Genomic DNA, 13978 nt, shown 5'->3' with positions numbered 1-13978 from the left:
GTAATTTTGATTTATGGAAAAATCCGAAAAAAATCTACTTCTAGTCGAAGGAATGACCTGTTCCAATTGTGCACTAGGCGTAACTAAAAGATTAGAAAAAAGAGGATTGAAAGATGTGGATGTCAATTTCGCTACTGGAGAGGTTCGTTTTTCCAATTCACCTGACATAACCATAGATGTTATTGAATCAGACATAAAGTCGTTGGGATATGGTATAAAGTCGGATGGACAAACCTCTAGCCACAGCCGACAATTATCCATTGAACAAAAGTTTTACATCAGTTTGCTTTTCTCTATTCCTTTATTTCTTCATATGTTCGTTAGTTGGGCACCACTTCACAACCCCATGGTCCAATTGCTGCTCTGTCTGCCAGTTTTTGCATTGGGTTTTTATCACTTTGGCAAAAGTGGATGGGGCTCACTAAAATCAGGAGTACCCAATATGGATGTGCTTATTTTTATTGGTGCTACCGCAGCATTTGGGTATTCTTTATCTGGAATGATCTTACATTGGGGAGAACCTGAAGTAGCAAATTTTCTATTTTTTGAGACGGCATCAACCATTATTACTTTAGTTTTCTTAGGCAATTTAATAGAACACCGATCTGTAAAGCAAACCACCTCTTCCATTCAAGAATTGACCGCACTTCAAGTGGAAAAAGCCAATAAAGTATGCCTGAAGAATGGAGAAGAAACTATCGAAGAAATAGAAGCTAAGGATATAAAAGTTGGTGATACCTTATTGGTCAGAAACGGAGATAAAATTCCAACCGATGGAAAGATAAAAGAGGGCTCTGCTAAAATTGATGAAGCCATGATAAGTGGTGAAGCAGAATCTGTTAAAAAGAATCCAGGCGATGAAGTAATTGGAGGAACAATAGTTTTAGACGGCAGCATTAAAATGCAAGCTTTAAAAGTAGGTCATCAAACAGTATTGTCACAAATTATAGAATTGGTAAAAACTGCCCAAAGTCAGAAACCTTCCATTCAAAAATTAGGAGATAAAGTAGCTGGTATATTTGTTCCAATTGTTGTTGGCATTTCAGTTTTAACCTTTGTTGTGTGGTATTTCGTCATCGGTGTAGATTTTAGAATTGCCATTTTGAATGCTATTGCGGTATTGGTAATTTCTTGCCCTTGTGCGATGGGATTGGCCACTCCAACAGCCGTAATGGTAGGAATCAGCCGAGCTGCACGAAATGGAATCCTGATAAAAGGTGGACAGAGTCTGGAAATCTTTGCCAAAGCAAAACACATAGTTTTTGATAAAACAGGAACAATCACTACTGGAGATTTTAGCATCAATAAGATACAGCTTTATGACGACCGTTATTCAGAAGAGAAGGTTCAATCCATCATACTGAGTTTAGAAATGTATTCTGCCCATCCTATAGCCAAATCCATTTTGAAACAGCTGAAAGGCAAAGTTAAAATGACTCCATTAATGGGAATTAGAGAAGAAAAAGCATTGGGAATGTTTGGACAAGATTCAGAAGGTAATCAAATTGCCTTAGGTTCATATAAACTGCTAAAAGAAGAAACTGTCAATTCTCATTCATTGTATCTAATCGAAAATGAAATAATAGTTGCCGGAATTGATTTAGAGGACGAAATCAGAGAACATACCGTAGAAACAATCGCAAACTTTGAAGAAGCAAAGATCTCAACTTACATTTTAAGTGGAGACAAAGAAGAAAAAGTAAGGGCGATGGCTGAAAAGTGCGGCATAGAAAACTACGAAAGCGAGCAACTACCCGAACAAAAACTAGCTAAGATAGATGCATTAAATCAAGATGGATTTACGGTTATGGTAGGTGATGGAATCAATGATGCTCCTGCCCTAGCCAAAGCCAGTATTGGTGTGAGTTTAAGTTCTGCTACTCAGGTAGCCATTAACTCTGCGGAGATCGTATTGCTGAATAAGTCTTCTCTAAAATCGGCTTGGGATGCCTACAATATAAGTCAACACACCTATTTAACTATTAAGCAGAATTTATTTTGGGCTTTTGCCTATAATGTGGTTGCCATTCCAATTGCAGCTATGGGATTTTTAAATCCAATGGTAGCAGCCCTATCTATGGCTTTCTCTGATGTGATTGTGATTGGAAATTCCATCCGTTTACGCTACAAAAATATTGATAAATGAACCAACCATTTAAAGAGTTAAAGGTCGTAGAATTGGCTTCTGTTCTTGCTGGACCCGCAGTAGGAACTTTTTTCGCAGAATTAGGAGCTTCTGTTTTAAAAATAGAAAATAAGTCGACGTATGGTGATGTTACTAGAAGCTGGAGATTAACTGATGAATCCATTCACAATCCTGTTTCAGCCTATTATTCAGCAGTGAACTACGGCAAAAAAGCCCTTCAACTCGACCTTAAAGATAGCAAGGATATTCAGCTAGTTTTAAATGAAATAAGCACTGCTGACATCCTTATTTCTAATTTCAAAAAAGGGGATGATCTGAAATATGGATTAGATTATAAAACACTTCAACAGTTGAATCCTAAATTGATTTATGCAAGCATTAATGGATTTGGAACCGATAGCGACAAAGTGGCCTTCGATGTGGTTTTACAAGCAGAATCTGGTTTAATGTCAATGAATGGTGAAAATGTTGAAACACCCGTAAAACTACCCATCGCTTTTATTGATTTATTTGCAGCGCATCAACTTAAAGAAGGAATACTAATCGCCTTGATACAACGCGGAATATCTGGAAAAGGTGCTCAAATTTCTGTTTCACTATATGATGCCGCATTGGCCTCCTTGGCGAATCAGGCGACCAATTATTTAATGAATAACCACATTCCAAAACCAATTGGAAGTTTGCACCCAAACATTGCACCGTATGGTGAAATTGTAACTTCAAATGATGGGATTAAGTATGTTTTGGCCATAGGAAATAATCAGCAGTTTCAAAATTTATGTAAAGAAATTAAACGCTCAGACCTTCTAGAGTCGCCTAAATATAGAACCAACCAATTACGAGTAAACCATCGTATTGAATTGCATATGGCCTTAAGTGAAACTTTTCATTTACTCAATGGAGCAGACATTTACAAGCGTTTAATAGAAGCCAAAGTGCCGATCGGTGAGTTAAAAAACTTAAAAGATGTTTTTGAAGATGAACAAGCTCAACGGCTAATTTTGGAAGAGGAAATTGAGGGCATGTCTACGAAACGAGTTGCAACAGCGGTCTTTAAAATTAGCGAATAGTTAACTTTTTAATCGTTTTCCAATTTCTTGTTGAACTAATTTTAATACTTTATTCATTTCTTTTTCTGATAGACGCAGACCGAACATGATTAATTTTCCTTTGTAAGTCATGCACAGTTGCTCATTGGAAATCATCCAATATGAGTCATTCATACTTTTTACAAAATCATTACTTTCATTCACAAACTTACGCGGCAACTGAACATCCTTTAATGGATAGGCTTTAGGAATTCCTCTTTTACCATAAATTCTCCCGACATAGATATACTGATCATCCATTTCAATGACTTCTTTTCCGCTTCTTCTCCACCTCCATGTTCTAACCATTTTATATTCAAAATAAGCCCAAAACATTCCGAAAACAAAAATCATTAATTTCATTTCGCTATTCTCGGAGGTAAACAACTGAGATAGAATTGCCAATCCACACAAAGTGAATGCACCTAACCATACCGAAAAAAACTTCTGCTTATCTTCTTCATAGTAGGCATTAATAGTCAGTACAAATTTTCCATTTTCTTGATTACTGTTGATGCGACTGGAATGATTCTTCATTATGCTCTAAAAATTTGATCAAAATTAATATTAATTTCAGGCAATCGAATGTAAATATCTTATCTTCGTTGATACTTGGTACAAGATTTGTAATTTCACGAATCCAAATAAAACTTAGTTATGAAAAAAAGTCTATTTACACTGTTTCTATTTATTGCTTTAGGAAGCACAATTAACGCTCAAGAAGAGGATAAAAAATTGAGTAAAATCGCCTTTCTCATGGTGGATGGAAAAATTGAAGATGTGGCTGCTAAAGCTGAAAAATTAGCAGAGGACCCTGAGTATAGACGAAATCCTACGACCTACCTTTACATCGCTCAAGCTTACTACGAAATTGCTAAAAAACCAGAATTACAAGAAGATTATCCTAATGCGATTAAAGAGTCGTTGAAGGCTGCATACAAAATGGTGAAATATGCCACTAAAGAAGAAAACGAAAAAATATTAAAAGTAAATGATGACTTTCTAACGTTATTAAAAGATACAGTGATAAAGATTTCTGAAATCTATTATGACAATAACAATCCAAGAAAAGCGGCATATTACATGGGGAAAATTGTAAAATTTGATCCGGATGACTACTCAGTTTGGTTGATGAAAGGAGTCTACGAAATGAAAGCCAGAAATGTTGGTGAAGGTGTTAAAAGTATCAAACTCGCTATGGAAAATATCAACGATGAATACGTACCTGATGAAGTATCTGCACAAACTTTAGTAAATGGACTAGAAGAATGGGCTACTTTGGTGAAAAATGGAGAATACAATAAATATTTTGCCGCCTACAAATTTGAAGTAAAAGAAAGCCAAGCACCTGAAATCTTAGCCATGAGTAAAGACATGGAGAAATATTTAATCGGTGAAAAAGTTGATCCTGAATCTCGAAAGAAAGAATCTGAAATTATCTATAAATCATTTAAAAGTGATGACGATGACGAAGATGAAAGTGATGATGAATAATCGCTTTATAGCATAAATCACAAAAGGGACTTGTTTACAATTCCCTTTTTTTATTTCCCATTGTATGAAAATGAAGAAAAAACTTATAAAAATATTTTTAGTTCTTATTGGTACCCCTGCTCTACTCTTTGTCGTATTTGTGATGAGCATCTACGCAGGTCTTTTCGGTAAAATTCCAACCAAAGATGATTTAAAAGCATTTCAATTGGAAAATGCTTCCATTATCTATTCCGCAGACGGCAAACAACTATCTAAAATTTATGCGCTCAACAGAACAGACATCGCATTTGAAGAAATGCCTGAGCACCTCAAAAACGCTTTAATTGCTACAGAAGATGTTCGGTTTTATGATCATGAAGGATTTGACTATAGAAGTGTTGCTCGAGTAATTGTCAAAAGCATTTTCCTTGGTGATCAAAGCTCTGGTGGAGGTAGCACTATAAGCCAACAATTGGCTAAAAATATGTTTGGAAGAGAACAGTTTCAATTTGGAAGCATCGCTTTTAATAAAGTAAAGGAAATCATACTTGCCAAACGAATTGAAGAAATTTATTCTAAAGACGAAATTTTAGCACTTTATCTCAATACTGTTCCTTTTGGCGAGAACCTTTACGGCATAGAATCCGCTGCACAGCGATTCTTTAATACAACCACAAAGGATTTAACAATAGTTCAATCAGCCACATTAATAGGTCTGCTTAAGGCAAACTCTTACTACAACCCAAGATTACATCCCGATCGTTCAAAAACAAGACGAAATGTAGTTTTAGCTCAAATGGCTAAATATGATTACATCAGTCAGGAGGAAAAAACAGATAATCAAGCATTACCCATAGAATTAGATTACTATGATATTAAATCTAGAGGGATAGCCAATTATTACGCAGAGGTGGTCAGGAAGCTCGCTGAAGAGAAAATAGCAGAGTATAATGGAATTCATCAAACTGAAATATCTCTCCAGAAGGATGGTTTAAAGATTTATACTACCCTTCAATATGAAGTACAGAAAAGTCAGTATGATGCGATGAAAGAACACTTATCCAAAATGCATGCTTTACTTCAAAAGCAATATGCTAAAGGATACTACGCTAAAGAATTGGATAAGTTAGCGAAAAATTTTGCCCATCAACAGTCTATTTCCCACAGTAAGGATACAATAAAAAGAACTGAATTTCAGACCTGGGAAGGGCCAAAAGTGATGGATGCTTCTATTCTTGACAGCATCAAATACGAGCTAACTCAACTGCATGCTGCCATGATGACCATGGATGTGACCACAGGGGCTATCCTTGCATACCAAGGTGGAATTAACCAGCAAATCCATCCATATGATCAAGTAATGGCTAAGCGTCAATTAGCTTCAAGCTTTAAACCTATGGTCTATTTAGCGGCATTAGAAGAAGGCTATTCACCTTGCGATTATTTAGACAATGATTCTATTCAATTAGCAGACTTTGAAGAATGGAACCCTCAAAACTACGATTTACAAACAGGTGGAAAATACAGCTTAGCAGCGGCTTTGGCTTTTTCTAAGAACATCCCGACTGTGAATTTATTCTTTGAAGTAGGTTACCCCCAACTAAAATCCATTTGGCAGAAATTAGGGTTCCAATCCGAACTACCTGACGAGCCATCCACTGCTTTAGGAGCCGCATCAGCTAGTGTTTACGAACTGGCTAGAGCATACGCCACTTTTGGAAATGGAGGATATTCTGTGCAGCCATATTTTATTGACTCTATTATTTCCACTAATGGACAGTTAATCTATGCACATCAAAAAGTAAAAGCAAGAAAGCTGTTGAATGTTGAAGCGGTGAAACTTTTAAATATCATTTTACAAAAAGCTGTTAAAGAAGGAACAGGCGCAGCTTTGGCAGGCACTTATGGTGTTCGTATACCTTTAGCAGGAAAAACTGGAACCTCACAAGACTTTGCAGATGCATGGTTTACAGCATACAATCCAAAAGCCATTACAGTTGCCAGAGTTGGAGCAACTTTACCGAAAATTCATTTTTCCAGTGGAGCAAATGGTTCTGCAAGTCGCTTAGCTCTACCTTTGGTAGGCTTAAGTTATAATAAGCTCCAAAAAGAATCCACCACTAAAAAAATGGTTTCAAAATCCTTTCCAGAAATCACAGAAGACCAATTATCTCTTTTTGATTGTGACGACTTCAAAGAAGATTCTCAATTTGAGGAATTCTTGGACATTTTTGGAGATAAAGAAGAAACCTTGGATGAAAGATTAGAACGTTCAGAGAAAAGAAAAAAAAGAAAAACCTTCTTTAACAAGTTGTTTGGCAATTAGACAAATCTTAAATGCTTAACCGACTCACCTGAATCTCTTAATTCGATTAATGCATCAATACCTATTTGTAAATGCGCATTAACAAAATTAGATGTTACTTTTTGATCACTTTCTGAGGTTTTTACTCCTTCTGCAATCATAGGATTGTCAGAAACCAACAGCAATGCACCATGAGGTATCTCATTTACGAAAGCTACAGTAAAAATGGTGGCAGTTTCCATGTCTATGCCCATTGCGCGTATTTCTCTAAGGTAATTTTTAAAATCTTCATCATGTTCCCATACCCGACGATTAGTAGTATAAACCGTACCTGTCCAATAGTCCAATTGATGCTTTTTTATCATTGATGAAACCGAACGTTGTAAACGAAACGATGGCAACGCAGGTACTTCAGGTGGCATATAATCGTCACTTGTCCCCTCTCCTCTTATTGCTGCAATCGGAAGTATCATATCTCCTATTTGAGTTTTCTTCTTCAAACCACCACATTTGCCCAGAAACAAAACAGCCTTTGGCATGATAGCGGACAATAAATCCATTACGGTAGCCGCCATAGGACTACCCATTCCAAAATTTATGATCGTAATATTATTGGCGGTAGCAGTTTGCATCGGCTTATCCTTCCCAATTACCGCAACATTAAATTCCTCTGCAAACATGTTCACATAGTTGCCAAAGTTGGTTAACAAAATGTATTCACCAAAACTTTCTATCGGGGTACCGGTGTATCTGGGCAACCAGTTTTTTACAATTTCTTCTTTTGTTTTCATAATATATATTCTTTATCAATAATACACATTTTTATCTTCTATCCCACTATTTACAATTACCACAGCAAATATTTCAAGAATAAATTTCAAGTTGTATCTGCATTTTGTTTAATAATTAGCAAATTTTAATAAACAAAAATAATCTAAGGGTGTTTAGACTGAAACAAACACATAAAAACATTAACTATGAAAAATTTAAACAAGGCGGTTATGGCCGCATTAATCTTGAGCACCTCTTTAATTGCCTGTGATGACGACGATGATAATGTGCTAACACCTACTCCTACACCTACAGTTCAAAACATCGCTGAAATTGCCTCATCAGACAGTCGTACTGATAGTTTAGTAGTGGCATTATCTGCCGCAGATTTAGTTTCTACTTTCCAAGCTAGTGGAACTTTTACAGTTTTTGCACCAACCAATGAGGCTTTTAGAAATCTTTTAGCAACTAATAACGATTGGAACCAAATTTCCGATATTGACAAAGCCACTTTGACTAGCGTTTTGACATATCATGTATTAGGTAGTACAGTTAAATCAACTGATTTATCAGACGATATGTATGCAACAACTATCAACACATCAGGTCCAAATGGAGTTAATACGTCTTTATTTGTGGAAACAAGTAATGGTGTCACAATTAATAATAGTTCTAAAGTTATGCAAGCCGATATAATGGCTTCTAATGGTGTAATTCACATTATAGACCGTGTATTGTTGCCTCCAAATGTTGTTGATATTGCCTTAGCAGACGATCGATTCTCAAGCTTAGTGGCAGCATTAACCGCATATAATTTCACTTATACAACAACTTTATCTGGAAACGGTCCATTTACCATATTTGCTCCTACTAATGAAGCATTTACCACATTATTAAACTCAAATAGTAAATGGAATACGTTAAATGATATTCCTGAAGCTACTTTACAAGCGGTATTAGAGTATCATGTGGTCTCCGGCGCGAATGTACAAGCTAGTCAATTAAGCCAAGGTCAAACCATTGGTACTTTAGGAGGTTCAGACCTGACTGTTGATTTAACCAACGGTGCTCAACTTCAAACAGAGGAGTCTAGTCAAGGAAATGTAAATATTATAATAACTGATGTACAAGCTACGAACGGAGTTGTTCATGCCGTTAATCAGGTTTTATTGCCACAACTGTAGTTGGTTAGTTTTAGGTTTGGGGGTCTTCCGAAAGGAAGGCCCTTTTTTTTGCTATAAACCAAACAGAAACTACTTTCTTTGCATTATGATTCGACCCGAAATCACATTTAAAAACATCAATAAAATTGCGGTTCCTGCACTACTAGCTAGCATAGCTGAACCTCTGCTTTCTTCTACTGATGCAGCAGTTGTGGGTAATTTAGAGACTAATGCTACAGAGGCATTAGCTGCTGTAGGTATAGTAGGTGCCTTTTTATCTATGCTAATATGGATTTTAGGACAAACTAGAAGTGCTATTTCTGCATTGATTTCTCAGCACCTAGGAGCAGACAAGTTGTTGGATATAAAATCTCTTCCTGCCCAAGCAATATTCTTCAATCTCGTTTTATCAATTATTGTACTTGCCTCTACCTCTATTTTTATTAAGCCCATTTTTCAATTACTCAATGCTGAAGGACAAGTTTTGGATTATTGCATACAGTACTACAAAATAAGGGTTTGGGGATTTCCATTGACTTTGTTCACTTTCGCCATTTTTGGAATTTTTAGAGGGCTTCAAAATACCACTTGGCCTATGGTGATTGCATTAGTAGGCGCTTTTACCAATATTGGAATGGATTTTCTACTCGTGTATGGTTGGGAAGGATACATTGATCCGATGCACATCGAAGGAGCGGCCTGGGCCAGTCTAATCGCTCAATTTCTAATGGCCATATTAGCGTATATTTTATTGCGACAAAAAACTTCCATTTCTCTTCAATTGTCATTTCCCATTCACCCTGAAATTAAAAACTTAGTGGTAATGAGCTTGAATTTATTTGTTCGGACATTGGCTTTGAACATAGCGTTCATATTAGCTGTGCGAGTAGCTACAGATTTGGGGAAAGTGGTGATCGCTGCGCATACCATCGCTATCAACATTTGGTTGTTCTCCGCTTTCTTTTTAGATGGCTACGCCTCTGCAGGAAATATTTTGGGCGGTAAACTTTATGGAGCAAACGATATATTTTCGCTGCGTATTTTAGCCAAACGCTGTGTCAATTATGGCTTAATGATGGCTTGTTTACTTTTGATAGTCGGTATGATATTCTACAGTAGTTTTGGTACCATTTTCAGTAAAGAACCAGATGTATTGGAGTTATTCAATCAATTCTTTTTTATTGTGTTAATCAGTTTACCTATAAATGGTGTGGCTTTTATTTACGACGGAATTTTTAAAGGATTGGGTAAAATGAAGTATTTACGTAACGTCTTGTTGGTTTCCACTTTCGTGGGATTTGTTCCTACGCTATACATCTCTCAATATTTCGATTGGGGCATTTTTGGAATCTGGATTGCCTTTTTGGTGTGGATGATTTTTAGAGCAGTCGCTTTGGTTTGGAAATTTAACGCAGATTTTGGTCAATCAAAAGATTAGCGAATATATAATTTTAGTAGTAAAATTTAATTTTTAGACTAAATTTCTTAAAATAACTCTCTTCTTTAAAAAATACGTTTGTTTTATGGTTAACTTAGGTCTCTAGCTACCAAATCAATAGACCTATGAAAAGAATTTTACTAATTGCAACCTTATTATTTACTTCCATCTTATCCGCACAAGACTGGGCTCCATTTAAAGCCAGTGATACATTGGTGCAGTTTAAGGATGATAGTATTTCTGTTCGAAGTGCAGGACCATTAAATGCACCATTAATTTTATCTTATGCAATACAATCTGTAAGTGTTAAAAGTGTTACTAGCCAAGGTAATGAAACAGTAATTATTTTCGAGAAAGGTTATCCATTAATTGCTGCCGGTCCATGGTGGCACTGGTACTACCAAAATGGTTTAAAAATAAAAGGTAGGATATTGGGGGATACAGCTATTATTTCGTCTGATTCTTCCATTTTTAAAACCATTGATAGTAATGGATATAGATTAACTTTTCCTCATCAATATAAACGAAATCAAACTTGGACCTTAGGCAAATCAATTTCAAGTATTATAAATGCTACAGTAGATTCAATTTATTTCGATTCAGTCGGTCAATTTGGCATGGACTCCTTAGCTCAAATTTACTTAACGGTACTAAACGATTCTAATATAGTTTTGCCAAATCATAAGCTTCAAAATTTTAAACTACTTATTTCAAAAAATCATGGTTTAGTAAAAACTATAGACTTCTCAGACCTAGATAGAATTCTTAATGTTTCCTTTAAACGATATTACTTATCCAACAATGCATACACTAACAATGATTATAATGTTTTAACTGTAGGAGATGAATATCACTATAATTATGACCGTGATTTTTGGCCAAGAGAAAATACAGACCATATCGCAAAGATAATAAGCGATACAACTATTGGATTAATCAGGACTATTACTATAGAAGATAGTTGGTTCAATCATTACAACAATACTCGACGAAAAGACACCATGTTTAATGTTTTTGATATCTCAGAAATTTCACACAATAAAAAATCAATGATTGTAAACGATTCAGAAATTAATAACTTATGGGGCAACGCAAGTATTCTATTTCATACTGAAAATTTTAAATTCTCAAGTATAATAGAATACAAAACTATGTTTCTAATTCATCCCACTCAAAACCAAAAAGATATAGCCCGAATTTATTTCACCAAATATGAGCATGCTTTAGAAACATTGAGGCCTATTGGGTTTCCATTTGATAAATATAAAAGTGACTCATGGGGTGGTCTCCCTGAAACTGAAGTTACTACACATACTTACTTCAAAAAAGGCAATCAAACTTGGGGCACACCTTTCACTTTCACTGTCGGATTAGAAGAAAAATCAGCTTTAGAAAACTCCATCCAATTGTACCCTAACCCGGTAAAGGATATTATAACTATCAAGTCAACAGAAAAAATCCAACTAGTAAGAATATACACCATCGATGGAAAGATGCAATTGGAATCTCAAAATTCTCCGAATATTGAAATTTCAAATTTTCAATCGGGATTGTACCTAATTGAGATCACCACTAATAGAGGAGTTGTGACCAAGCGATTAATTAAGGAGTAAGCTTTTTATATATTTTTAGCTACTATTCCTATTAAAACGGTGTATCATTTGAATTAAAACATTGATATTTGTGTTTATCCATAAAAAATCAAAAATTATGAAAAGAATATTAATCATGCTAACTTTTATGTTTGCGATAAATACAGCTCAAAGTCAGTCAAAAGACAAGATTGAAACCGCAACCATTAAAACAGAAATCTTCTGTGACCACTGTGACAAATGTGGTTCATGTGGTGGAAACATCTACAACAAAATTAAGTCTAACAAAGGAATTAAATCGGTTAATATTGATAGTGAGACCAATTCTATCATCGTAAAATACAACACAGAACAAGTAACCATTGCAGAAATTGAAAAAGCAATTTCAGAAGCAGGATATAAAGCAAATGATCTGCAAGCAAGTGCTGATGGTTATGAAAAATTGGACAATTGCTGTAAGAAAAAGAAAGATACTCAATAGTATAAAAAAGCGAAGTGATATTCACTTCGCTTTTTTATGCTCTATAATTTTAGTGCTTTAACCTCGTTATAGAATTTACTTTTTCGATTCATTCTTCTTTATCAATGTTTGAAGGTCAGCAACCTGATCCGTCTCATCCAATATTTCATATCCCAAAATTGTTTCCAATACATCTTCTAAGGTGACAATACCCGTTACACTACCGTATTGATCTTGAACAATAAAAATATGCTCCTTATTTTTTTGAACATCTTTAAAAAACTCCCCTAGTAATTCATTTTCATTGATCGACTTAACTTCACGTTTCAGTTCGCTTACCTTTTTATCTCGGTTTCCTTCAATGATCTCATTCAATAAATCATTTTTAAGAACAATACCAATAATTCTTTCTTTCTCATCGTCAAAAATCGGAATTCTTGAAAATTGCTTAAATCGTTCTGATTGAAACACTTCTTCAATTGTATTTGATGCAAGAGCAGAAAACATCACAGTTCTAGGTGTCATAATGTCTTCTATGCTTTTATTTGGAAGGTTCAAAACATTTCGAATTAGTGAGCTCTCAGAGTGATTAATATCTCCATCTTTCGACACTGCTCTTGCCATTGCTGCCAAATCAGATCGACTCAGTACACTCTTGTTTTTTTCGTTTTTTAACTTCCTCGTGATTTTTTGACTTATCCAAACTAAAGGGGTCAATATGGTAATCATAACTTTTAATGTACTTATCGAAAAGGAAGCCAATTTTTGCCAGTTATTTGCTCCAATGGTTTTTGGTATGATCTCACTTAAAATCAAAATACCCAAAGTCATCAATGCAGCAATTATGGTTTCTGCAGAAATCGAGAATAGATATAAGTCAATTACTGTTTCTCCAAATACTTGACTAGCTTGAGCCCCAACTCCAATTGCTCCAACAGTATGTGCAATCGTGTTCAGTGTTAAAATTGCAGACAATGGGCGATCTATATCTTCCTTAAATTTATTAAGATCTTCGAAAAGAATTGGGTTACTATGCTCTTGTTTTCGAATAAATGAAGGGGTAATACTCAATAATACAGCTTCTAATATGCTACATAAAAACGAGATACCAATGCTTAATAAAAAGAAAAAGATTAAAAGGGTCATAAGACGTTAGTTGTTTATTCTCTAAAGATAATGAACTTCTACAGTAACTGGAATCAAAGGACTATTAAACTAAACACGTTAAAATGTATCAAAATAATTAACCTGATCTACAAAAGTAAATTAGACCCTACTCTTCCAAATGCATTACTTCTGTTTGTTGCCGAATCGATTCGTCGTGAATTACATACTATTATTTGAAAAAATGAACTCACTCTTCAGCAGATATCATCATATTTACTAACGATTATTTAATTTAAGGGGCAATAAAAATTAATTAGCTATTGAAATAACCATTCAGCATATATTGATAAGCTAGAATTGGCAGTCATAATTAAGATAGTCCTTATAATAAATTCTTCTCTACACAAAAAAAGAACCTAAAATGGTATGGTTTGC

Annotated in this window: 11 protein-coding genes; 8 read left to right on the top strand and 3 right to left on the bottom strand. The window is 35.1% G+C overall.

The genetic code is table 11. The features are described 5' to 3' along the window. The first annotated feature begins 13 nt into the window (after positions 1-13). Both GQN54_RS13080 and GQN54_RS13075 read left to right on the top strand, forming a co-directional pair. Positions 14-2146 (top strand): heavy metal translocating P-type ATPase, encoded by a 2133-nt coding sequence (locus GQN54_RS13080; RefSeq protein WP_160634006.1) that lies wholly within the window; start codon positions 14-16, stop codon positions 2144-2146. Continuing rightward, a complete protein-coding gene (locus tag GQN54_RS13075; protein WP_160634005.1) occupies positions 2143-3216 on the top strand; it encodes a CaiB/BaiF CoA transferase family protein in 1074 nt (357 codons plus the stop codon). The genes GQN54_RS13080 and GQN54_RS13075 overlap by 4 nt, the downstream gene beginning before the upstream one ends. Here GQN54_RS13075 and GQN54_RS13070 read toward each other — a convergent pair whose 3' ends face one another. Further along, a complete protein-coding gene (locus GQN54_RS13070; RefSeq protein WP_160634004.1) occupies positions 3217-3771 on the bottom strand; it encodes a hypothetical protein in 555 nt (184 codons plus the stop codon). 120 nt (positions 3772-3891) lie between these two features. Here GQN54_RS13070 and GQN54_RS13065 point away from each other — a divergent pair, with 120 nt between their 5' ends. Next, complete coding sequence (locus GQN54_RS13065; RefSeq protein WP_160634003.1) at positions 3892-4728, top strand: hypothetical protein; 837 nt, start codon at positions 3892-3894, stop codon at positions 4726-4728. A gap of 70 nt (positions 4729-4798) precedes the next feature. Then, positions 4799-7033: a transglycosylase domain-containing protein gene (locus tag GQN54_RS13060; RefSeq protein ID WP_160634002.1), complete on the top strand. Its 2235-nt coding sequence runs from the start codon at positions 4799-4801 to the stop codon at positions 7031-7033. Here GQN54_RS13060 and GQN54_RS13055 read toward each other — a convergent pair. Then, positions 7030-7803: an AMP nucleosidase gene (locus tag GQN54_RS13055; RefSeq protein WP_160634001.1), complete on the bottom strand. Its 774-nt coding sequence runs from the start codon at positions 7801-7803 to the stop codon at positions 7030-7032. The two genes, GQN54_RS13060 and GQN54_RS13055, sit on opposite strands and share 4 nt — an antisense overlap. A gap of 186 nt (positions 7804-7989) precedes the next feature. Here GQN54_RS13055 and GQN54_RS13050 point away from each other — a divergent pair, with 186 nt between their 5' ends. From GQN54_RS13050 to GQN54_RS13035, 4 genes are all read left to right on the top strand, one after another. Next, a complete protein-coding gene (locus GQN54_RS13050) occupies positions 7990-8967 on the top strand; it encodes a fasciclin domain-containing protein (protein WP_160634000.1) in 978 nt (325 codons plus the stop codon). Between the two features lie 88 nt (positions 8968-9055). Then, positions 9056-10384, top strand: coding sequence for an MATE family efflux transporter (locus GQN54_RS13045; RefSeq protein ID WP_394350987.1), 1329 nt, complete (start codon positions 9056-9058; stop codon positions 10382-10384). Between the two features lie 125 nt (positions 10385-10509). Further along, on the top strand, positions 10510-11997 hold the full coding sequence (locus tag GQN54_RS13040; protein WP_160633998.1) for a T9SS type A sorting domain-containing protein: 1488 nt from the start codon (positions 10510-10512) through the stop codon (positions 11995-11997). Between the two features lie 97 nt (positions 11998-12094). After that, positions 12095-12457 (top strand): heavy-metal-associated domain-containing protein, encoded by a 363-nt coding sequence (locus GQN54_RS13035; RefSeq protein WP_160633997.1) that lies wholly within the window; start codon positions 12095-12097, stop codon positions 12455-12457. Positions 12458-12532: 75 nt separating this feature from the next. Here GQN54_RS13035 and GQN54_RS13030 read toward each other — a convergent pair whose 3' ends face one another. Continuing rightward, positions 12533-13582, bottom strand: a complete 1050-nt coding sequence (locus GQN54_RS13030) for a CNNM domain-containing protein (RefSeq protein WP_160633996.1) — start codon at positions 13580-13582, stop codon at positions 12533-12535. Between the last annotated feature and the right edge of the window lie 396 nt (positions 13583-13978).

The organism is Acidiluteibacter ferrifornacis (assembly GCF_009909615.1).
GTDB lineage: Bacteria > Bacteroidota > Bacteroidia > Flavobacteriales_E > Vicingaceae > Acidiluteibacter > Acidiluteibacter ferrifornacis.
The sequence above is the reverse complement of the archived record's forward strand: the minus strand, read 5'-3'. Positions and strand labels throughout refer to the sequence as shown.